Annotated in this window: 20 protein-coding genes and 2 tRNA genes; 12 read left to right on the forward strand and 10 right to left on the reverse strand. The window is 70.5% G+C overall.

What is annotated here, in order from left to right; genetic code table 11:
* The first annotated feature begins 149 nt into the window (after positions 1–149).
* From ABZU91_RS21140 to ABZU91_RS21185, 10 genes are all read left to right on the forward strand, one after another.
* Positions 150–4,598, forward strand: coding sequence for an HAD-IC family P-type ATPase (locus ABZU91_RS21140; RefSeq protein WP_355242904.1), 4,449 nt, complete (start codon positions 150–152; stop codon positions 4,596–4,598).
* 59 nt (positions 4,599–4,657) lie between these two features.
* On the forward strand, positions 4,658–5,467 hold the full coding sequence (locus ABZU91_RS21145) for an MBL fold metallo-hydrolase (protein ID WP_355242907.1): 810 nt from the start codon (positions 4,658–4,660) through the stop codon (positions 5,465–5,467).
* A 9-nt stretch (positions 5,468–5,476) separates the two neighbouring features.
* Complete coding sequence (locus ABZU91_RS21150) at positions 5,477–5,935, forward strand: hypothetical protein (protein ID WP_355242910.1); 459 nt, start codon at positions 5,477–5,479, stop codon at positions 5,933–5,935.
* A 264-nt stretch (positions 5,936–6,199) separates the two neighbouring features.
* Complete coding sequence (locus ABZU91_RS21155) at positions 6,200–6,397, forward strand: hypothetical protein (protein ID WP_355242913.1); 198 nt, start codon at positions 6,200–6,202, stop codon at positions 6,395–6,397.
* A gap of 24 nt (positions 6,398–6,421) precedes the next feature.
* Positions 6,422–7,153 (forward strand): LPXTG cell wall anchor domain-containing protein, encoded by a 732-nt coding sequence (locus tag ABZU91_RS21160; protein WP_355242916.1) that lies wholly within the window; start codon positions 6,422–6,424, stop codon positions 7,151–7,153.
* 125 nt (positions 7,154–7,278) lie between these two features.
* Positions 7,279–7,737, forward strand: a complete 459-nt coding sequence (locus tag ABZU91_RS21165) for an SRPBCC family protein (RefSeq protein ID WP_355242919.1) — start codon at positions 7,279–7,281, stop codon at positions 7,735–7,737.
* Between the two features lie 301 nt (positions 7,738–8,038).
* Entirely contained in the window at positions 8,039–8,377 is a 339-nt protein-coding gene (locus ABZU91_RS21170; protein WP_355242922.1) for a hypothetical protein, read from the forward strand.
* 311 nt (positions 8,378–8,688) lie between these two features.
* A complete protein-coding gene (locus tag ABZU91_RS21175) occupies positions 8,689–8,886 on the forward strand; it encodes a hypothetical protein (protein ID WP_355242925.1) in 198 nt (65 codons plus the stop codon).
* Positions 8,883–9,287 (forward strand): type II toxin-antitoxin system VapC family toxin, encoded by a 405-nt coding sequence (locus ABZU91_RS21180; protein WP_355242927.1) that lies wholly within the window; start codon positions 8,883–8,885, stop codon positions 9,285–9,287. Before ABZU91_RS21175 ends, ABZU91_RS21180 begins: the two co-directional genes overlap by 4 nt.
* A gap of 197 nt (positions 9,288–9,484) precedes the next feature.
* Positions 9,485–9,745, forward strand: coding sequence for a hypothetical protein (locus ABZU91_RS21185; protein WP_355242930.1), 261 nt, complete (start codon positions 9,485–9,487; stop codon positions 9,743–9,745).
* On the opposite strand, the gene ABZU91_RS21190 is transcribed toward ABZU91_RS21185, so the two are convergent.
* From ABZU91_RS21190 to gyrB, 6 genes are all read right to left on the reverse strand, one after another.
* Positions 9,716–9,791, reverse strand: a tRNA-Ala gene (locus ABZU91_RS21190). The genes ABZU91_RS21185 and ABZU91_RS21190 overlap by 30 nt on opposite strands.
* Positions 9,792–9,830: 39 nt before the next feature.
* Positions 9,831–9,959, reverse strand: a complete 129-nt coding sequence (locus ABZU91_RS21195) for a DLW-39 family protein (protein WP_007453934.1) — start codon at positions 9,957–9,959, stop codon at positions 9,831–9,833.
* A 42-nt stretch (positions 9,960–10,001) separates the two neighbouring features.
* Positions 10,002–10,075 (reverse strand) — tRNA-Ile (locus ABZU91_RS21200).
* A gap of 152 nt (positions 10,076–10,227) precedes the next feature.
* On the reverse strand, positions 10,228–11,139 hold the full coding sequence (locus ABZU91_RS21205) for a DUF3566 domain-containing protein (RefSeq protein WP_355242933.1): 912 nt from the start codon (positions 11,137–11,139) through the stop codon (positions 10,228–10,230).
* A 4-nt stretch (positions 11,140–11,143) separates the two neighbouring features.
* Positions 11,144–14,926: an intein-containing DNA gyrase subunit A gene (gene gyrA / locus ABZU91_RS21210; protein WP_355242936.1), complete on the reverse strand. Its 3,783-nt coding sequence runs from the start codon at positions 14,924–14,926 to the stop codon at positions 11,144–11,146.
* 130 nt (positions 14,927–15,056) lie between these two features.
* Positions 15,057–17,003 carry a DNA topoisomerase (ATP-hydrolyzing) subunit B gene (gene gyrB / locus ABZU91_RS21215; RefSeq protein WP_355242939.1) on the reverse strand — a complete coding sequence of 649 codons (1,947 nt, stop codon included), beginning with the start codon at positions 17,001–17,003 and terminating at the stop codon, positions 15,057–15,059.
* A 522-nt stretch (positions 17,004–17,525) separates the two neighbouring features.
* On the opposite strand from gyrB, the gene ABZU91_RS21220 reads away from it, so the two are divergent.
* Complete coding sequence (locus ABZU91_RS21220; protein ID WP_355242942.1) at positions 17,526–18,080, forward strand: hypothetical protein; 555 nt, start codon at positions 17,526–17,528, stop codon at positions 18,078–18,080.
* Here ABZU91_RS21220 and ABZU91_RS21225 read toward each other — a convergent pair.
* Positions 18,065–18,589 carry a MarR family transcriptional regulator gene (locus ABZU91_RS21225; RefSeq protein WP_355242945.1) on the reverse strand — a complete coding sequence of 175 codons (525 nt, stop codon included), beginning with the start codon at positions 18,587–18,589 and terminating at the stop codon, positions 18,065–18,067. The two genes, ABZU91_RS21220 and ABZU91_RS21225, sit on opposite strands and share 16 nt — an antisense overlap.
* A gap of 100 nt (positions 18,590–18,689) precedes the next feature.
* Between ABZU91_RS21225 and ABZU91_RS21230 the strand changes: the two genes are divergently transcribed.
* Positions 18,690–18,920, forward strand: coding sequence for a hypothetical protein (locus ABZU91_RS21230; protein ID WP_355242948.1), 231 nt, complete (start codon positions 18,690–18,692; stop codon positions 18,918–18,920).
* A 9-nt stretch (positions 18,921–18,929) separates the two neighbouring features.
* On the opposite strand, the gene ABZU91_RS21235 is transcribed toward ABZU91_RS21230, so the two are convergent.
* From ABZU91_RS21235 to gnd, 3 genes are read right to left on the reverse strand one after another with little or no spacing between them, the layout of a single operon-like run.
* Positions 18,930–19,562, reverse strand: coding sequence for a DciA family protein (locus ABZU91_RS21235; RefSeq protein ID WP_355242950.1), 633 nt, complete (start codon positions 19,560–19,562; stop codon positions 18,930–18,932).
* Positions 19,552–20,685 carry a DNA replication/repair protein RecF gene (recF, locus tag ABZU91_RS21240; RefSeq protein WP_355242953.1) on the reverse strand — a complete coding sequence of 378 codons (1,134 nt, stop codon included), beginning with the start codon at positions 20,683–20,685 and terminating at the stop codon, positions 19,552–19,554. The genes ABZU91_RS21235 and recF overlap by 11 nt, the downstream gene beginning before the upstream one ends.
* Positions 20,686–20,701: 16 nt before the next feature.
* Positions 20,702–21,574 (reverse strand): phosphogluconate dehydrogenase (NAD(+)-dependent, decarboxylating), encoded by an 873-nt coding sequence (gnd, locus tag ABZU91_RS21245; protein ID WP_355242956.1) that lies wholly within the window; start codon positions 21,572–21,574, stop codon positions 20,702–20,704.
* Between the last annotated feature and the right edge of the window lie 31 nt (positions 21,575–21,605).

Consider the following 21,605-nt stretch of genomic DNA (forward strand, 5'->3'; position numbering starts at 1 on the left):
GCAAAGTTCCGGCCGTCTCGGGGGCATAACGGACGGCAGGTCGGGAAGCCAGGCCGCCGGACGCGAGGGCGGTGGGAGGACGAGATGACCGACGGCACAGCACGCGGCAACGGGGGGTCGGGTCGGCGTCCGTCCGACCGTACGCCTCGATGACGGCGGCGGGTCGCGCCGCCGGCCGTCTCCTGCCGTCCATCGGCGTGCCGAACCTGGTCGGTGAGGCGTCCCGGACCGTCGGGTCGGCCGCGACCCGGCTGGCGCGGACGGCCGGCCTGTCCCGACGTCGGGTGTGGTCGCGTCCCGGCCGCCACCACATCGAGGTGCACGGCGTCTGCCAGGACGGCGGCGACCGGTTGGCCCGGCAGGTGGAGGCCGCGCTCGAACGGCTGCCCGGCGTGGCCTGGGCCCGGGTGAACGCGCCGTCCGGCCGGGTCGTGGTGGCCGTGCAGGCTCCCGAGCCGAGGCTGCGGGACCTCGTCGCCGCGATCAGCCGGATCGAACGGACCTGTGACCACGAACCGGACCCGGAGATCCCGCCCCCGCACCCGCCGGAGGAGGGGCCGCGTACGCCGCGCACCCTCGGCGCGCTCGCCTCGGACGCGCTGGGCCTGACCATCTCGGCGGCCACCCGCATTCTGCCGTTCACACCGTTGCCCGGTGAGGTCGCCGGCCTGCTCGCCGCCGCGGACCTGCAACCGAAGCTGCACGCCTTCGTGGGCAGGAGGCTGCGCTCGGACCCCCGCGCCGACGTCATCTTTCCGCTGGCCGAGGCGGTCGTGCAGGGCCTGACCGGCAGGTGGACGGGAATAGTGCTCGACGGCGCCCAGCGGATGGTGCAGTGGGGTGAGGCGCGGGCCCAACTCGCCGCGTGGGAGAAGGCCGAGCCGCGGCTGACCGGCGATCCGGAACGCGCCACCGCCCGGTGGCCGTCGGTCGACCGGCCCTGCCCGAAGCCGGACGGCCCGGTCGAGCGCTACATCAACCGGATGCTGGCCGCCGGTGCGGCGGCGGCAGCGGCGGCGACGCCGTTCGCCGGGCCCAAGCGGGCCGCCGCGCTGGGCCTGTCCGCGTTACCGAAGGCCCCGGGCAGCGGACGAGAGGGGTACGCGGCACAACTCGGTCGGGTGCTCGCCCGGCGCGGGGTCATCGCGATGGACCGCAGCGTGCTGCGGGACCTGGACCGGATCGACACGCTGGTGCTGGACGCCGCGGTGCTCGGGTCGGAGCGGGGCGTACTCGCCGATCTGGCTCCGGCGGCCGGGGTGGACGTCGACGAGGTCGCGGAGCGGGCGTTCACGCTCTTCGACCCCGCCGACCCGACCGGTTCGCGGGAGTCCGACGGCTGGCGGCTCGCACCTCTTTCCCGGCTGCCCGGTGGCGATCACGGCGACGTGCCCGACGGCGAGCGGCTGCGTACGGCCGGTGGACAGCTGCTGGGGCTGACGAACGGGGGACGACTGGCGGCGCTGCTGCGGGTCGAACCGGAGCCTGCGCCCGGGGTCGACGGTCTACCCGCCGTCGCGCGGCAGGCCGGACTGAGACTGGTCGTGGCCGGTGGTGACGAGCAGCGGTACGACTTCGCCGACGCGCTGCTGCCGGGCGGCGACCGGCTGGCCGACTCCGTACGCGGGCTCCAGCGCGACGGCGCGGTGGTCATGCTGGTCTCCGGTGACCGGGCGGCGCTCGGCGCGTCCGACTGCGGTCTGGGAATGTCCGCTCCCGAGGAACTGCCCCCGTGGGGGGCGCACCTGCTCGTCGGCACCGACCTGCGGGTGGTGGCCCTGGTGATCGAGGCCACCGGGGCGGCCCGGCGGATGACCCAGCAGAACATCCGGCTCGCCATGGCGGGGACCGGGCTGGGGGCGCTCGGCGCGTTCACCGCCCCGCCGACCCAGCTGCCACACCGGTCGCTCGTGGCGGTCAACGGCGCGGCGGGACTGGCGTTCGCCAACGGAGTCTGGCGGGCCAGCCGGCTACCCGACCGGTCGGACACGCCGGCACCGGTGGCGACGGCGTGGCACCTGATGCCGGTCCGGACCGTGCTCGACCGCCTGGACACCACGCCGGACGGGTTGACCAACGCGGAAGCGCAGCGCCGACACGACGGCCACGACACCGGCGGTGGCGGACATCCCGCCGGCGGTGGCCTGCTGCGGGCGTTCCTGGACGAGCTGTCGAACCCGCTCACTCCCGTCCTGGCGGCCGGGGCGGTGCTGTCCGCGTCGTTCGGCTCACTCGTCGACGCGGCGCTGGTCGGCAGCGTCGTCGGCGGGTCGGCCCTGATCGGGGCGGTGCACGAGCGCAACACCGAACGTTCGCTGGCCGAGCTGCTGTCGCGTTCGGCGGTCACCGCCCGGGTGCGCCGGGACGGGGCCGAGCAGGTCGTCGCGGCCGAGGACCTCGTCCTCGGAGACGTCATCGCCCTCGAACCGGGTGACTCGGTGCCGGCGGACTGCCGGGTGCTCGAATCGGTGGGCTTGGAGGCGGACGAGTCGTCGCTGACCGGCGAGTCGCTGCCGGTCGCCAAGAGCAGTCAGGCGGTCGTCGCCGCGGCCATCGCCGACCGGCACTCGATGCTGTACGAGGGCACCACCGTCGCCGCCGGCCACGGCACCGCGGTGGTGGTGGCGACCGGCGCCGACACCGAGTCCGGCCGCAGCCTGGCGCTGGTCCGTCAGGCACCCCCGACAAGTGGGGTGGAGGCGCGACTCGGCTCGTTGACCAGCGCAGCCATCCCGTTGGCCGCCGGTTCGGCGATCGCCGTGGCCGGGGCGGGCCTGCTCCGGGGCGTACCCCTGGCCGAAACGGCGGCGACCGCCGCGAACCTGGCCGTCGCGTCGGTGCCGGAGGGGCTGCCGTTCCTGGTCAGCGCGGCGCAGCTGGCCGCCGCCCGGCGCCTCGCCGAGCACGGCGCTCTGGTCCGCAACCCGCGCACGATCGAGGCGTTGGGCCGGGTGGACGTGCTCTGCTTCGACAAGACCGGCACCCTCACCGAGGGCAAGCTGCTGCTCGCCGGGGTCGGCGACGGTGTCGGCGACCGGTACGCGCCGGTGGACCGGCTCGACGACCGGCTCCGACTCACTCTCGCCACGGCGCTGCGGGCCACCCCGGCGGCGGACGATCCGGAGGAGTTGGCGTTGCAGACCGACCGGGCGGTCCGGCGGGGCGCCGCCACGGCCCAGGTGGTGGAGCAGACCGGAGCGGCGGGCTGGCGTGCGGCCGGCGGACTGCCCTTCGAGCCGTCCCGCGGCTACCACGCCAGCATCGGCGAGACGGACGGCCACCTGCTGTTGAGCGTCAAGGGCGCCCCGGAGACAGTGCTGCCGCGGTGCGCGAACCGGCGTACCGACGGCCGGCAGGAGCCGCTGGACGATGCCGGCCGCGCGGAGCTGCACCGCCTGCTGGCCGATCGGGCGGGAGCGGGGCACCGCATCCTCGCGGTCGCCGAGTGCCACGTGGACTCCGCGCAGATCACCGACTCCGACGTCCGGGGGCTGACCTTCGTGGGGTTCCTGGCACTCGCGGACGGGGTCCGGGAGAGCGCCGCACCGGCGGTCCGGCGCATCCGGCAGGCGGGCGTGCACACCATCATGATCACCGGTGACCATCCGGCCACCGCCGAGGCGATCGCGGCCACCATCAGCGAACACGACGAGCAGCGGGTGGTCACCGCCAGCGAACTCGACCAACTGGACGACGAGGCGCTCGCCGATCGGCTGTCCACCACCGACGTGGTGGCCCGCTGCACCCCGACACACAAGGTGCGGATCATCCAGGCGTTGCAGAAGTGCGGGCGGACCGTGGCGATGACCGGCGACGGTGCCAACGACGCCCCGGCGATCCGGCTGGCCGACGTCGGCATCGCCCTCGGCCAACGGGGCACACCGGCCGCCCGGGCAGCCGCCGACCTGGTCGTCACCGACGACCGGTTGGAGACCATCATCGCCACCCTGGTCGAGGGCCGCGCCATGTGGTCCTCGGTGCGGCACGCGCTGAGCATCCTCGTCGGCGGCAACCTGGGCGAGATCGCGTTCAGCGTGCTCAGCGCGGCGGCCACCGGCCGCTCCGCCCTCACCGGCCGGCAACTACTGCTGGTCAACCTGCTCACCGACCTGGCACCGGCGCTCGCCATCGCGGTCCGGCCACCCGCGTCGGACCGTACCGACGGCCTGCTCCGGGAGGGGCCCGACACATCGCTCGGCGAGACCCTCAGCAGGGAGATCGCGCTGCGCGCGGCGTCCACCACGCTGGGCGCGACCGTCGGCTGGACGTTGGCCCGGTACACCGGCCGGCAGCGGCGGGCCGGGACCGTCGCCCTCGTCTCGCTGGTCGGCACCCAGCTCGGACAGACCATCCTGGCCGGAGGCACCAGCCCGGCGGTGCTGGCGTCCACGGCGGCATCGCTCGGAGTGCTCGTCGTGGTGGTGCAGACTCCGGGGGTGAGCCAGTTCTTCGGCTGCACACCGCTCGGCCCGGTCGGCTGGACCATCGGCGCCGGATCGGCGCTCGGCGCCACCGTCGCCAACGGCGCGCTCACCAGGCTCGTCGCGCATTTCCCGTCGGCCCGACCCGACCTCGCCCAGCCCGTCGACAGCGACTGACCACCAGCTCGCCCGCTTGGACACCACCGGCCGGGGTACCGGAGTTCGAGGAGGTGGGCATGATGGTCGAACATCCGCAGGTCACGTTCATCGGCACCGCGACGACGCTGCTACGGATCGGTGGGTTCACCCTGCTGACCGACCCGAACCTCCTGCACCGCGGCCAGCGGGCGTACCTCGGCAAGGGGCTGTGGTCGCGCCGACGCACGGACCCGGCGCTGCGGATCGCCCAGCTTCCCCACCTGGACGCCGTGGTCCTGTCCCACCTGCACGGCGACCACTTCGACCGGGTGGCCCGCCGGGAACTCGACCGCGAATTGCCCATCGTCACCACGCCCGCCGCCGAACGCCGGCTGCGCCGCTGGGGCTTCCGGGCCGCCGACGGCCTGCCGACCTGGTCGTCACGGGAGCTGCACCGCGACGGTACGACGGTGCGGCTGACCTCGATGCCCGGCAAGCACGGTCCGGGCGTCGTGGACCGGCTGCTGCCCGACGTGATGGGCACGATGATCGACGTGGAACGCGACGGACGGCGCGAGTTCCGCCTGTACGTCACCGGCGACACGCTCAACCGACCGCTGCTCACCCCCATCGCAGAGCGTTATCCGGACATCGACGCGATGCTGATCCACCTCGGCGGCACGAAGGTCGCCGGAATCCTGCTCACCATGGACGCCCAGCAGGGCGCGGACCTGGTGGAGCTGATACGCCCCGAGCTGACGGTGCCGATCCACTACGACGACTACCCGGTGTTCCGCTCCCCGCTGGCGCACTTCGTCGACGAGGCCCGCCGGCGCGGCTGGGTCAAGCAGGTACGCACCGTCGAGCGCGGCGAGACGGCACCGCTCACGATTGATCGTGCTGGCTAACCTGGCACCATGCCGTCGTTCTTGGCCAATGGAACTCGTCCGAAGGCCTGGCCAAGTCTTCCGCTGGCGCTGCTGCTGCCGTGCGGCCTGCTGATACTGATGGGCATCACCGACGACCGTGAACCGCCCCCGCCGGTCGGCGTGCTGCTGCCGGCGACGGTGATCGCGGTGGAACCGGCCCAGACCGCCCACGATCCCTACGTGCTGGTACGCGTCGACACCGTCGACGGGCCGACCATCTGCGGCATCTACGACAAGTCGTTCCCCGATCGGCGGCTGCCGGCGCTGCACCAGCGACTGACCGTCGACTACACACCGGCCAGGTGCATGCCGGAGCCGGTCAACACCGAGCTGCCCCGGGGCGTGATCGTCGCGATGGGAGCAGTCGGATTGGCAGTGTCACTTCTGTGGCTGTGGGCAGGTCCGCACTTTCAGCGGCTCGCCCGTCGACGGCACTCCCGCTCCTGACGCGTCCGTCACCGCCGTTCGCCCCGGGGGGAGTCCGCTGCACCGCCCGGCACATCATCGAAGTAGCTCGGGGAGCGGCAGCTCCCCTCGTATCGTCTTTTCGGCCAACTCGACGCGCTCCGGATGTAGTCGATCGTCGCCCAATGGGTGACTCGGCGCATTGATACAGCGTTGCCCGGACCGGGAGCTACACACCGGACAGTGGAGGAAGGACCCGCTCGACGGCACGAGTTCGACACCTTGGGCAAGGGCTGACCTGCCGATTTGGACGATGGCCTCGAACAGTTCGTGATCCTGGTGCCGGGTGGCGGCGGCGGCTACCTGCCGCATCCCATCCCAGAACTTCTCGGCCGAATCTGGTTCGTTCACGTCGATACGCACGATCGCGGTTCCCCGCCTCCGATCACGGTAAACGCGGGGCATTGCGACACGCCCGTCTTCGATAACATGCCCAAGCTTTGATCTACAACGGGGAGGTACATCTACATGCAGTGGAAGATTCCGGCCGGCATCGCGATAGCGCTGGCCTTCATGGTTCCGGCGGCACCGGCGATGGCACAGACCGCGGCGGCGCCCGGGCTGGACCAGAACTGCCAGACGGTCGAGCGCAAGACGTTCAAGGACATCCGCGAGCTGTTCACCTTCGACCTGGACACCGCCAGTGTCAGCCAGCTACGGCTGCTGACCAACCGGATCCTGTCTGCCGCAGACACGGAAGCCCTGCCCACCCTGCCCGACATCATTCAGGAGCGGCTGGGCGGCACCTCGGATGACCTGCGCGCCTGGCTCAAGAAGGACGCGCAGACCGTCTGGGCGATCGATCTGCGGATCAAGGTGGGGCAGACGATGACCGGCGCTGGCCCGAATGTGAAGGAGGCCGCACAGAAGACGCTCGACTCCGAAGGCGTCGAGCCTTACCTGGCCTACCTGAACGAGGGCCTGTACGACGCGCGGGCGCTGGACTGCAAGTCGCTGCCCACCCCGACGCCGACGACGTCGCCGACGTCGCAGCCCACCCCGACGCCCAGCGCCACGTCGACCGTCGCGCCGATCGCGGCCACCTCCACGAGCCCGGTCGCCGCCGGCGGTGATGGCGGCGGACTGCCCGTGACCGGTGCCGACACCGCGACCGTGGCCGGCATCGGCGGTGCGCTCCTGCTCGTCGGTGGCGCGAGCTTCGTGATCGCGCGGCGACGCCGCGCCCGCTTCGTGGCGTAACCCGAACTGACGCGCCCGGCTCGACATTTCGTCGGGCCGGGCGCGTCGGCGTTTGACCGACGGGACCGGCTCGTTCACCTTGCCGCCGGCCCACCGGGTCACCTGGCGCGGATTAGGCTCCTGCCGTGCCCCGCTTCGATCTGGTCACGGTGGTCCCCGCCAGTCCGGCCTCCGTGTTCGCGGCATGCCTCGACGTCGACGCGCACACCCTCTCCATGGGTGCCAGCGGCGAGCGGGCCGTTGCCGGAATCACCAATGGACGCCTCGGCCCCGGGCAGACGGTCACCTGGCAGGCACGACACTTCGGCGTCCGGTGGCGGATGACCGTGCAGATCACCGAGTACGAGTCACCGCACCGATTCGTCGACGAGCAGGTCAGCGGACCGTTTCGTCGCTGGCGTCACGAACACGTCCTCACCTCTGATCCGGACGATCCGGCTACGACGGTGATGCGTGATGTCGTCGACTTCACCGCCCCTGCCGGCCTGGCCGGGTCCCTGATCGGGGTGGTGATTCTGCGTCCATACCTTCGGCGGCTGATCGGACGGAGGAATTGCTTCCTCGCCCACAGTCTCGCCGGCTGAGCGACGCGGCAGGCCGGGGTCCCACCCTCCGGTGGACTTACGACCCGGACGACGGACGCCGTGGCTGTTGCGCCGTACTCGGGGCGCGAGATCGAGCCGTGGAAGGGTGCTGGTGGAGCCCAGGGGACTCGAACCCCTAACCCCTGCCTTGCAAGGATCAAAACTCTTGTCGGCTGGCGTCGGCTACTGCCGCTGACCTGCTCGTCGTGCCGGCTAGCGCCGCCGGCCACCTGTGTCCGTCCGCCGGCTTGGCTGTACGGATGGCTGTACAGCCGTCGTTCCCGCTTCTCATACTCGACCGGTGACTGCTGCGGATCTTCCAGCCCGGTTCCGACCGATCATCGAGCAGGTGGTCGAACGGATTGCCGCCGGTGATTTCGACGGCCTAGCGCGGGACTACTCGCGATCGGACCACGACCTGGGCGTCTGGGCGCGCGAGTATCCGGCAACGTTCATTCCACTGCCGCCCGAGGCATGGCACCACGTCGACGCCTACTCCCTTGCTGACCACGATGCCTGGAAGGTCGACGTCGACCTCTGGTCTCGCGAGGAGGGCAGAAGCGACATGACCTTGCAGGTAACGGTCTGGGTAGAGGCTGGCGCAACCAAGCTGACCATCGATGACCTGCAGGCTCTCTAGTTGCGCTTACCCCACGGCACCACCAGTTTGGAAGATCGTTTCCGGCTGGCGTGATCTGCCCGGATCGCCTGGTCGGCGGCGGTGTCGGGTTGCCCGATCATGACCGCCGTCGACCTCTTCGGTCACGGGTTACCGACACGCGGCTGACACGGCCGCGCGGTTGTCCGGCGGCGTACGGCTTACCGCCCCCGGCCACTCTGGCCGGGGGCGGCTTGCCGTGTCGTCGGCTCTCCGTGCGGCTGATTGACGGTGGTGCCGGTGCTGACCGTGCGACAATGGACGGCGGTATGTGGTGCAGGAGGTGGGTCGTGATGTCGAGCAGCGCCGAGCGGATGCCCGAGTGGCCGACCGCTGAGCATGTGCCGGTGCAGGAGTTGGCCCGCCGGCAGGGTGTGCAGCCGGTCGCCTCTGTCGACGACCTGGCCCGGCCGGGCCTGTTCGAGTCCGACGAAGAATTGGACGACTTTCTCGCCGACCTGTACGCCTCTCGGCGGGCCAGCGCCGCGTGAGCCTGGTCGTTCTGGACACCGACGTCGCGTCGGCGATCCTGCGTGGTCGTCTGCACGATCGACTTCGTGCCCGGCTGGCCGGTAAGACGTTGTGCGTCACGTTCGTCACGCTTGGTGAGTTGACCAAATGGACCGTGCTGCGGAGTTGGGGGCCGCGCAAGCTGGCTGACCTCGCGCAGTGGCGATCCGGCGTGGTGGTGCTGCCCTTCGACGAGGCGGTGGCGACGACCTGGGGCCAGCTCCAGGCGCGGGCACAGCACCGGGGGCGGCCTCGGCCGACGAATGACTCCTGGATCGCGGCCTGCTGCCTGGTCGACCGACTGCCACTAGCGACCTTCAACGGCAAGGACTACGCCGACTTCGCCGAGTACGACGGCCTACGCCTCTTCGACGTCTCGTAGCACCACGGCCGCGCCCACCGCGACCGATCGACCGCTCCGGGTCCCGGCGGTCATCGACTCGCCGAACCCGTACTACAGGTGGCAAGCCGCGAAGCGGCGCGGCAGTCGATCGCCCCGACCACCCCGCGATCGTTCCCCCGCGCTGGCGAGTACAGATCAGGACAGCGCTGGCGGCGAGCTACCGGTACGGTCCGCCGGTGAACCCCGCTGCGAGGCACGCCTCTACCGTTCGCGTCATCGGCAACCCGGCTTCGCTCGCCGGACTGCTGGTCTTCGTCATGACGCTGTCGAGCGTCATCGGGTCGGCCGAGCCGCACGTCCTGGCGGGCTTCCTCGTCGCCACCGGGATCGGGCTGCGCATAGAAGCCGCGATCAGCTCACCTTGTACGGATGGCAGCACTCGGACCGAGATCGAACCGGGAAGGTGGTGGTGGAGCCCAGGGGACTCGAACCCCTAACCCCTGCCTTGCAAAGGCAGTGCTCTGCCAGTTGAGCTAGGGCCCCGTGAAAGGCGACGGCGACCGGCTCACCGCCGGCCAGACGTCAGCGCAGGTCGGGCGCGGTGGTCGCCTCGTGCCACAGGGCACGCTCGTCGTTGGCGGCCTTGACCTTGTTGAAGACGACGGCAGCCACGCCGACGACGCCGGCCAGGATCAGCAGCTTCTTGAACATGGGGCAACCCCTTGCGCTCGACTACCGTCGGACGATGTGCGGTGGGGCTAGATGGAATCGAACCATCGACCTCAGAGTTATCAGCTCTGCGCTCTAACCGACTGAGCTATAGCCCCGCGTAGCGACGAGCAAGATTAACCCATCCGCTGCGCCGGCCCCAAATCGGGGTCCGATCGCGCGAGCCAGGCCGTCGCCGCCTGCAAAAACTACCCGAGTACGGGACGCCGGAGCGACCGCATTACGCGGTGCTCCGGCGCCCCGGTCACACTCAGTCCCGCTCGGCGAGCGTCAACTCGATCCCGCCGACCAGGTCGGCGCAGACGTTGTAGACGAACGCTCCCAGCGTGGCCAGCGCGGTGAACAACACCACGTTGACCAGGCCGATCAGCGCCGAGCTGAGAATCACGCCCTTGGCGGTGATCTGGAACCCGCTGGTGCTCTGCCCACCGCCCGCGTTGACCAGGTCGCTGAGGCTGTCGTTCACGCTCTGGAACACGCCCATCGCGTCCAGCGCCAGGTAGAGCACCGACGTGGCGACCACCACGACGATGAACAGCACCACCGAGACCGCGAACGCGAACTTCATCACGGACCAGGGGTCGATCCGCTTGAGGTTCAGCCGGGCCCGGCGCGGCCCACGGGACGCCGCCGAGCTGACCGAGGTACGCGCGGCGCGTACCGCCTCGCCGACGCGCGCGGCCCCGACGGCGGACGAGTTGCCGATCCCCGGCGGCAGACCCCCGCCGCTCGCGGGGCGACCACCGGCACCCGTACGCCCGGGATCCGGCGGGGGCGGGGTCATGCCGGGCGTGATCCGGGGCTGCGTGCCCGTGGCCCCGGTCGATGTCGCCTGACCGGGTCGGGTACTGATCGGCTGCGTTGTCGTCGGACGCGCCGGGTTCGGGGCGGCCGCCGTGGGGACCGCCCCGGTCGACGTCGGTGCCTCGCCGGCGGACTTCTCGGTCTTGGCCTCACCCGATCCCGAGTCCTCGCCGGGCTGCTCCGGCGGGGGTGTCATGCCGGGAGCCCGGGTGAATTTCGGGGCAGGCGCGTCGGCGGGAACCGTGGCCCGGCCCACGGCTGCGCGGCCGGTCGCTGGTGTGCCGCCCTTGGCGGCCTCCTCGTCGACCGGGTTGGCCGAGGTCCCCGTGTTCCCCGACTTCGCCTGTGTCTCCGTCATTCAACTAGTCCTGTTCGTCAGGCTCGTCGGCATTGCGAGCAATCGCCACGATAGTTACGCCGTCCGGGAGGTCCATCAGCTTGACCCCCATTGTGTTCCGGTCACGCGTACGGCGTACAGGCTTCACCGGAGTCCGGATGACACCACCGTTGCTGGTGATCGCGAACAACTCGTCGTCCGGGTCGATCACCACCGCACCGACCAGACCACCGCGCCGTTCGGTGATCTTCGCAGTCAGCACGCCCTTACCTCCCCGGCCCTGCACCGGGTATTCCTCGATCGGGGTACGTTTCGCGTATCCGCCGTTCGTGGCCACCAGGACGTCCAGACCCTCCCGAACGACCTCCATGGCGAGCAGGACATCGTCGTCCGTGAAGCGCATGCCGATCACGCCCGAGGTGGCACGGCCCATCGGGCGCAGCGCCTCGTCCGAGGCGTTGAACCGGATCGCCTGCGCCTTCTTCGAGACCAGCAGCAGGTCGTTCTCCGGTGCCACCAGAGCAGCACCGACCAGCTCGTCCTCATCGCGCAGGTTGATCGCGATGATGCCGCCGGAACGGTTGGAGTCGAACTCCTCGAGCCGCGTCTTCTTCACCAGGCCGTTCTTCGTGGCCAGTACCAGATAGAGGGCTACCTGGTAGTCCGGGATTTCGATGATCTGCGCGATCTGCTCGTCCGGTTGGAAGGCGAGCAGATTGGCCACGTGTTGGCCCTTGGCTACCCTACTGGCTTCCGGCAACTCGTACGCCTTGGCCCGGTACACCCGGCCCTTGTTCGTGAAGAACAAGATCCAGTCGTGGGTCGAGCATACGAAGAAGTGGCTGACAATGTCGTCCTGCCGCAGCGTGGCGCCGCTGACGCCCTTACCGCCGCGCCGCTGCGACCGGTACAGGTCGACCTTGGTCCGCTTGGCGTACCCGGTGCGGGTGATCGTGACGACCACGTCCTCGCGGGCGATGAGGTCCTCCATCGAGACCTCGCCGTCGAACGGGATGATCTGCGTCCGGCGGTCGTCGCCCCACTTGGCGACGATCTCGCCCAGCTCCTCTGAGACGATCTTCCGCTGCCGCTCGGGCTTGGCGAGGATGTCCTTGAGGTCGGCAATCTCGATCTCGAGCTTCGCCAGGTCGTCGATGATCCGCTGCCGCTCCAGGGCCGCGAGCCGGCGCAGCTGCATGTCCAGGATCGCGGTCGCCTGGATCTCGTCGATCTCCAGCAACCGGATCAGGCCCTGCCGGGCGTCGTCCACCGTCGGAGAGCGCCGGATCAGGGCGATCACCTCGTCCAGCGCGTCCAGCGCCTTGCCCAGGCCGCGCAGGATGTGTGCCCGCTCCTCGGCCTTGCGCAGCCGGTACGCGGTCCGCCGACGGATCACGTCGATCTGGTGCTCGACGTAGTAGCGGATGAACTGGGCCAGGTTGAGCGTGCGCGGCACCCCGTCGACCAGGGCCAGCATGTTGGCGCCGAAGGTCTCCTGGAGCTGGGTGTGCTTGTAGAGGTTGTTCAGCACGACCTTGGCGACCGCGTCGCGCTTGAGCACCAACACGATCCGCATACCGGTACGCCCGGAGGACTCGTCGCGGATGTCGGCGATACCGGCGAGCTTGCCCTCCTTGATCAGCTCGGCGATCCGCTCGGCGAGGTTGTCCGGGTTGACCTGGTAGGGCAGCTCGCTGACGACCAGGCAGGGACGGCCCCGCTTGTCCTCCTCGACCTCCACCACGGCCCGCATCCGGATCGAGCCGCGACCGGTGCGGTACGCGTCCTGGATCGCGGTGGTGCCGACGATCAGGCCGTAGGTGGGGAAGTCCGGGCCCTTGACGATGCCGATCAGGGCTTCGAGGGTGGTCTCCTCGTCCTCCTCCGGGTGCTCCAGGCACCACTGCACCGCCGCGCCGATCTCCCGCAGGTTGTGCGGCGGGATCTTGGTGGCCATGCCGACCGCGATGCCCTCGGAACCGTTCACCAGCAGGTTGGGAATCCGCGACGGCAGGATCGTGGGCTCCTTGGCCCGGCCGTCGTAGTTGTCCTGCAGGTCGACGGTGTCCTCGTCGATGTCCCGCAGCATCTCCATGGCCAGCGGGTCGAGCTTGCACTCGGTGTTGTGGCTGACGAACCCGTCGGAGACGAACGAGTGGTCGTCGGTGTCGACCCGGACGCTGTAGACCGGCTGCACGCCGGCGTCCGTGATCTGCGCCACCTCGGCGTAGTAGAACCGTCCGTCGACCAACGGCTCGACCACGTCGAGCACCTCGGAGTTGGTGATCCGGGCCGCGATCTCGTCGCGGTCCCGCTCCCACCGCTCGACCCGGTCCACGTTGTGCCGACGCAGCCAGTCCTGCTCGGTCCAGCGCGTCGCGCCGTGCGAGCGGATGAAGTCGGCGACCAGCGGCACGTGGTCGCTGGAGAGCGCCGTGCTGCTCGCCGGCACCTGGGCCAGCTCGGCCTCCAGCTTGGCCTGCTTGCGGCCGAGGAAGCCGACGTGCGCGGCGAAGATCCGTGCGTCGCGGCGGTTGGTCACCACGACCTTGATCTCGCCGTCGTCGTAGCGGGTCTGCCGGCTGATCACGCCGAACTCCAGCAGCAACTGCTGGACCTCGGCCGCCAGGCGCTCGCTGCGGGTCGAGTACGAGATCTGCATGGTGTTGCTCGGCAGCAGCGACGACGAACCGTCGCCCTCGAACAGCGCCTGGAGGAACGCCCGCTTGATCGCGGCGGGGCCCTGCCAGACGAACTCGGGAACGAACTTCGCGGCGCTGCGCGCGCCCACCATGTCGCCGAGGAGGCTCGTCCGCAACGCGGCGAGGTCCTGCACGTCGAGTTCGTGGAGGGTGCTTCCGGAGGCGATGACCCGCTCGCTGACGTAGCGAGGGCCGCCAACGGCGAGGTCGTAGGCCGCGAGGACGCGGACGAAGAACTCCCGGTCGACGTTGTTGAACCCGGCCCGGTTCGGGGAGACCCAGCCCTCGCTGACGAAAGCGCCGGCGAGGACGGCGGCCTCGACGTGCTCCAGCATCGAGTAGCCGATCTCGTCCGGCACCGAACGCTGGAGGACCACCCGGTCGCCGGGGGAGATCTCGGCGAGCAGCTTCCACAGCAGGGTCGGCACGCCGGCCACGTCCACCAGGCAGAGCACCGGGTGGTTGTGGGTGCCGGTCAGCTCGTACCCCTCGCGGGTGCGCAGCCGCAGCGTCGGGTGCTCGCCGGAGTGGAAGAACTTCGAGGCGCGGACCAGGTCGCCGTTGCGGTCGCGGACCTTGAGGTCGATGTCGGTCTCGCTGGACGGCGCGGCGTCCGCGACCACGTCTGCGATCCGCACGCTGCCCTCGGCGGTACGAATCCTGACATTTCCGGATACGCAGTATCGCATCGCCGCAGCCGGATCGTTACCCGGCGAGCCGAAGTTGCCGTTGCCGTCGACCAGCGGGTAGCGCAGCGACCAGGGCTGCGCCATCCGGACCAGCGCGTCGTAGATCGCCGAGTCGCCGTGCGGGTGGAACTGGCCCATCACGTCGCCGACGACGCGGGAGCACTTCACGTAGCCGCGGTCCGGCCGGTAGCCGGAGTCGAACATGGCGTAGAGGATCTTGCGGTGGACCGGCTTGAGGCCGTCCCGGACGTCCGGCAGCGCGCGCCCGACGATGACGCTCATCGCGTAGTCGAGGTAGGAGCGCTGCATCTCCACCTCGAGCCCGACCGGCTCGATCCGATCGTGCGCGACCACCGCGGCGGTGGCCTCGGCGGGGACCTCGGGCTCGTTCGGTGTGGACTCGGGAGAATCGGTCACTGTATACCCTTATCAGACTCAGAGTCGTTTTCGTGCTGTGGATAACGTCTGTGGATAGCGGCCAAGCTGTGGATAACTCTGTGGACCGGCGGGCCGGCCGGGTCCTGCCCGGCCGGCCCGCCGACGTCCGTCAGATGTCCAGGAACCGCACATCCTTGGCGTTGCGCTGGATGAACGACCGGCGGGCTTCGACGTCCTCACCCATCAGGACGCTGAACAACTCGTCTGCGGTTGCAGCGTCGTCGAGCGTGACCTGACGCAGGGTGCGGGTCGCCGGGTTCATCGTGGTCTCCCACAGCTCGGGATAGTTCATCTCGCCGAGGCCCTTGAACCGCTGGATGTCGTCCGGCTTGGCGTTCGGCTTCTTCTGCTGGCGCAGCGCGATCAGCCCGTCCCGCTCACGGTCGGAGTAGGCGTACTGCGCGTCGTCGCCCTTCTTGTTCCACTTGATCTTGTAGAGCGGCGGGGCGGCCAGGTAGACGTGCCCCAACTCGACCAGCGGACGCATGAAGCGGAACAGCAGGGTGAGCAGCAGGGTCTGGATGTGCTGGCCGTCGACGTCGGCGTCGGCCATCAGCACCACCTTGTGGTACCGCAGCTTCTCCATGTCGAAGTCGTCGTGGATGCCGGTGCCCAGCGCGGTGATCAGCGCCTGGACCTCGTTGTTCTTGAGGACCCGGTCGATCCGGGCCTTCTCCACGTTGAGGATCTTGCCGCGGATCGGCAGGATCGCCTGCGTGCGCGGGTCGCGACCCTGCTTGGCCGAGCCACCGGCCGAGTCACCCTCGACGATGAAGACCTCGGACTCGCGCGGGTCGGTGGACTGGCAGTCGGCCAGCTTGCCGGGCATCGAGCCGGACTCCAGCAGCGACTTGCGTCGGGCCAGCTTGCGTGCCTGCTGAGCGGCGATGCGGGCGCGGGCCGCCTGGGACGCCTTCTGGATGATCGTCTTGGCCTCGGCCGGGTTGCGGTCGAACCAGTCGACCAGCCGGTCGTTGCAGACCCGCTGCACGAAGCTCTTTACCGGGGTGTTGCCCAGCTTGGTCTTGGTCTGGCCCTCGAACTGCGGGTTGGTCAGTTTGACCGAGATGATCGCGGCCAAGCCCTCTCGGATGTCCTCGCCGGAGAGCTTCTCGTCGCCCTTGAGCAGCTTCTTGTCGGTGCCGTACCGGTTGACCACGCTGGTCAGCGCGGACCGGAAGCCCTCCTCGTGGGTGCCGCCCTCGTGCGTGTTGATGTTGTTGGCGAAGGTGTAGACCGACTCGCCGTACGACTCGTTCCACTGCATGGCGATCTCGAGGGACATGCCCTCTTCCTCGGCCTCGAACTCGACCACCGTCTTGTGCATCGGGTTCTTGGAGGCGTTGAGGTGTCGGACGAAGTCGGCGATACCGCCGTCGTAGCGGAAGGTGACCTCGCGGGTCTTGCCGTCCTCGTCCTCCGGGACCCGCTCGTCGAGCAGGTGGATGGTGATGCCCCGGTTGAGGAAGGCCATCTCCTGCAGGCGTCGGTAGATGGTCTGGAAGTCGAAGTCGATCGTCTCGAAGACGTCCGGGTCGGGCCAGAAGGAGACCGCAGAGCCGGTGCGGTCGGTGGTCTCGCCCTTCTCCAGCGTGGATGGCTTGGAGTGGGTGTACTGCTGCCGCCAGACGAAGCCGGACTTGTGGATCACCACTGCCATCTTGGTCGACAGCGCGTTCACCACGGAGACGCCGACGCCGTGCAGGCCGCCGGAGACCGCGTACGCCTTGCCGTCGAACTTGCCACCCGCGTGCAGCACGGTCAGTGCGACCTCGACGCCCGGCTTCTTGAGCTTCGGGTGGAGGTCGACCGGGAAACCACGGCCGTTGTCGGTGACCTGGACCCCACCGTCGGCGAGCAGCACCACGTCGATGGTGTCGCAGTAGCCGGCCATCGCCTCGTCGACCGCGTTGTCGACGACCTCCCAGACGAGGTGGTGCAGACCGCGCTCGCCGGTGGACCCGATGTACATACCGGGCCGCTTGCGAACCGCCTCCAGCCCCTCGAGAACGGTGATCGACTCTGCGCCGTACTCCTGCTTGTCCTGCGCTGCCACCCTCGGCCACTTTCTCGCGCCGTCGGCGCCGGTGGGGCGCGTCGGGCGCGGGTTCGGCGGGACAGGACGCGACGTCGGCGCGCGGACCGGCGCCGGAGACCTCCGGACAGCGGGTCGAACGCGCCGGTCGCCGCGGTCGCCCGCGGATCGCGATCGGCTCGACCCGGAGTGGAGAATGACCTGGGGCCACCGGCCCCGTCCCTCGCCCCGCACCGGGTCTTCGTCTCGCTGTCAATCCTACTGTGCGCGGGGGACAGAACCACCACTCGGCACCCTCAACGAGGCGGCTGAGATGTCCGTAGCCGGCAGAACCCCGTTACCCGCGACTCCCCCCACACGCCAGGCCCTGTTCGGACGCGCCGCCCCCGGACGGGTTGACCCGCGCTCGGGCGGGTCGGGGGTCGCGGTCGGATCGTCCGTGCCGTACGTTTGCGGCGCCCCGGAAGCGGCCTTGATCTTTACCGGTCGGAACCGGGACGATCGACCCGATCGACCCGACACGTGCTCTCTAAGAGGTGACAGATGGGGCTGGACAACGTCGCGGTGCACTGGCCGCGGACCGGCCGCTTCTACGATCCGGTGGCGCCGGCCGAGTTCGTCGACTTCGGCGAGATCGTCGATCTGCCGCGGATCTCGGCGCCGACGGCGGCGCTGGCCGAGCTGATCGCGAAGACCGGCACCGTCCGCGCGACCGCGTACACCGAGCTGGTGGATCTCCTGCTCGGCCTCGAAGGTGTGTTGTATGCCACAGACGCCGCGGCCGAGGACGAGGACCCGGTGATCGACCCGGACGGCTGTGCCTGGATCGCCGGCGGCGTCGAGCGGTTCGTGGCCGGCCACCGGGAGTACGGCGAGACGGTCACGTTCGACTCGGTGAGCACCGTGCTGCGGACACTGCTGGGCGACGGCCGGCTGGCGGAGCAGCAGTTGCGCTGGCTGGACACCCGCCTCGACGCCTTGCGCGACGAGAGTGGTGATCCGCCGCAGTGGAACTTCACCTGTGCCGAGCTGGGCGTGCTGGCGGCGTTCTATCGACGCTGTGCCGAGCGCGGGTTCGCCGTCTACGCCGACGCCTGAGCCCCCGGGCCGTCCGCCTGAGCCCCCGGGCCGTCCGCCTGAGCCTGCGGGCCGCTCGGGGCGGGGCGGTTGGCGGCCGCGATCACCTGTGTGAGCACGACGTGCAGGTGTTGCAGGTCCTCGACGGGCAGTCCGAGGCGTTGCACGATCGCGGCCGGGATCTGCTCGGCCCGGGCGCGCAGAGCAGCGCCGCTGGCGGTGAGTGTGACGGCGAGGCTGCGCTCGTCGGCCGCGTCGCGTTCCCGGCGCAGGTAGCCGGCCGCTTCGAGTCGCTTCAGCAGGGGTGACAGGGTGCCCGGGTCGAGCTGCAACAGGCGGCTGAGGTCGCGGCCGGACAGCGGGGCGTGCTGCCAGAGCGCCAACATCACCAGGTACTGCGGGTGGGTCAGCCCCATCGGTTCCAGCAGCGGTCGGTAGACGGCCACCACGCTGCGCGCCGCGACCGACAGGGCGAAGCAGACCTGCTGCTCCAGCGCCAGCGGGTCGGCGCCCTCCGGTTGGCCGCTCATCGGTTGCTCTCCTCGTGCACGGCAACTATCGTACCGATCGTTGGTACACCAATAGTTGGTGCGGCAACGGTAGGCGTCACGGCACGCGGAGGGACGGCAGATGAGCGAGGACGGCGCGACCACGAGAGCACCGGGCGAGGGCGGCCGACTCCTGCGCTGGGCCTTCCTCCGGCATCTCGCCGGGCCGGCCGACGGCGTCCAGGGCGCGGTGCAGGGCGGTTCGACCGCCGCCCGTGAGGCCTGGAAACGCGACCTGGCCGAGCGCAAGCGCTACTCGCAGGAGCAGCGCGAGCGCAGGCGGGCGGCCCGGGAGGCCGACCGGCGGCGCTGAGGGGCCGGCTCAGCCGTACGTGTCGCGCGGCCCGCGGCCGCGTACCCGGCGTGGGCCCTTCTGCCACGACGGCGCGGCCGGGCCGTGGATGTGCAGCTTGCGCACCACGTTGTGGCCGACCTCCTGGGCGATCTGCTTGAGCAGCGAGCCGGCGAGCAGCCGTAGCTGGGTCGCCCAGGCCGTCGAGCGCGCCTCCACGGTCAGCTCGCCATCCTCCAGCTTGACCGGCCGGCTGTGCTGGGCGACCTCCGCGCCGACCACCCGCTCCCACGCGCCGAACACGGTCGCCTCCGCCGCGGGCTGCTGCCAGCCCCGCGCCTTCACCAGCCGGTTCAGTACCGCGCCCAGGGGCTGCGGGTCGCGCGGGTCGGGGCCGGGGCCGGAGTAGCCACGCAGCCGCCGTCCGGAGCCGCCGGCGCCGTCCGTGCCCGCGCCGGGGGCACGCCGGGTGCGCGCCGCCGCCTGCCGGCGGGACAGCGCGGCATCGAGCACGGCCCGGGCCAGCTCCGGGCCGCTGGGAGCCTCCGGCTGGTCGCCGGTCGCCCCGGCCTGTGGAGTACGCGCGCCCGCGGCGTCACCGGCCTGCCGGCCGCTACCGGTCGTGTTGGCACCTGAGCGCCGCCCGCCTGGCTCATCCGACACGGCGTACCGTCCCCTCGCCGACCTGGTAGCGGGTGCCCCGCAGGGCGGCCGGGACGTCGTCGTCCACGGCACACGTGACGAGCAGTTGACTCGCTCCGCCGACGAGTTCCGCCAGCCGTTCCCGACGCCCGGTGTCCAGCTCGGCGAAGACGTCGTCGAGCACCAGAACGGGCTCGATGCCGTCAGCGCGCAGCAGGTCGTACCCGGCGAGGCGCAGCGCGAGCGCGAAGGACCAGGATTCGCCGTGGCTCGCGTACCCCTTGGCGGGCAGCGGCCCGAGCGACAGGGCCAGCTCGTCGCGGTGCGGGCCGACGAGGGTCGTGCCCCGCTCGATCTCGGCGGAACGGGAAGCGGCGAGCGCGGTCGTCAGTGCCTCGACAAGCGTGGCCCGGTCGGTGGTCGGCTCGGCCAGTTCGACCGACGGCCGGTAGGCGATGCCGGCCGCGCCCCGGCCCGCGGCCACCGCGTCGTACGCCTTCGCGACGTGCGGGGTGAGCGCGGCAACCAGCTCCAGCCGCCCGGCGAGCAGTTCCGCGCCGTGCTGGGCCAGGTGGGTGTCCCAGACGGCGAGGGTGCCGAGATCACCACCACGGGAGCCGCCGGTCTTGCGGGCGAGGTACGCGGTGCGCAGCAGGGCGTTGCGCTGCTTGACCACCCGTTCGTAGTCGGCGCGTACGCCCGCGTAGCGGGGTTGGCGGTTGACCAGGAGGTCGTCGAGGTAGCGGCGACGTTCGGCCGGGTCACCGCGTACCAGTTCCAGGTCCTCCGGAGCGAACAGCACCAACCGCAGCGCGCCGAGCACGTCGCGGGCCCGCCGGGCGGGTGACCGGCCCAGGCGGGCGCGGTTGGCCCGACCCGGCACGATCTCCAACTCGACGAGGAGTTCCCGCCCGTCGTGCACGACCGCGCAACGGATCACCGCCGACGAGGCGCCCATCCGAACCAGCGGCGCGTCCGTGGCGACCCGGTGCGAGTCCAGGGTCGCCACGTAACCCAGCGCCTCGACGAGGTTGGTCTTGCCGACGCCGTTGGCGCCGATCAGAACGTTCGCCCCCGGCTGGAGGTCGACGGCAACCCGCTCGTACGAGCGGAAGTCGACCAGTTCCAGCCGGTGAACGTACACAGGGTGTGGATGCCGCTCAGCGCTTGTGGACAGCGTGGCCGCCGAACTGCTGACGCAGCGCGGAGACGGCCTTCATGGCGGGTGAGTCGTCCTGTCGGGAGGCGAACCGGGCGAACAGCGAGGCGGTGATGACGTTCAGCGGTACGGCGAGCCGGACCGCTTCGTCGACCGTCCAGCGCCCCTCGCCGGTGTCCTCGGTGTAGCCGCTCAGGTCGGCCAGCTCCGGGTCCTCGTCGAGAGCCCGGTCCAGCAGGTCGAGCAGCCAGGAGCGGACGACGGTGCCCTCGCGCCAGGACTTGATGACGCCCGGCACGTTGGTCACCAACTCGGAGGCCGACATCAGCTCGTAGCCCTCGGCGTAGGCGTGCATGAGGCCGTACTCGATGCCGTTGTGCACCATCTTCGAGTAGTGCCCGGCGCCGACGGGGCCCGCGTGGACGAACCCGAACTCGCCCTCCGGCTTGAGAGCCTGGAAAAGCGGCATGAGCCGGTCGACGTGCTCCTGGGCGCCGCCGACCATCAGCCCGTAGCCGTTCTGCCGGCCCCAGACGCCCCCGGAGACGCCGACGTCCACGTAGCCGATGCCGCGCGCATTGAGCCGCTCGGCGCGGGGAGCGTCGTCGCTGAAGCGGGAGTTCCCGCCGTCGATGATGATGTCGCCCTCGCCGAGCACGTCGGCGAGTTCGTCGATCGTGGCGTCGGTGACGCCGGCCGGCACCATGATCCACACTGCGCGCGGTGATTCGAGCTTTTGCGCCAGCTCGGCGAGGTCCGCCGCGTCGCTCAGCTGCGGGTTGTGATCGAATCCGACCACTTCGTGGCCGGCAGCCCGCAACCGCTCGCGCATGTTGCCGCCCATCCGGCCGAGTCCTACCAGGCCGAGCTGCATTTGTTCCTACCTCCGTGGATCTGGTGTTGCT

Source organism: Micromonospora sp. NPDC005174 (genome assembly GCF_040608495.1).
In the GTDB taxonomy this organism is placed as follows: domain Bacteria; phylum Actinomycetota; class Actinomycetes; order Mycobacteriales; family Micromonosporaceae; genus Micromonospora.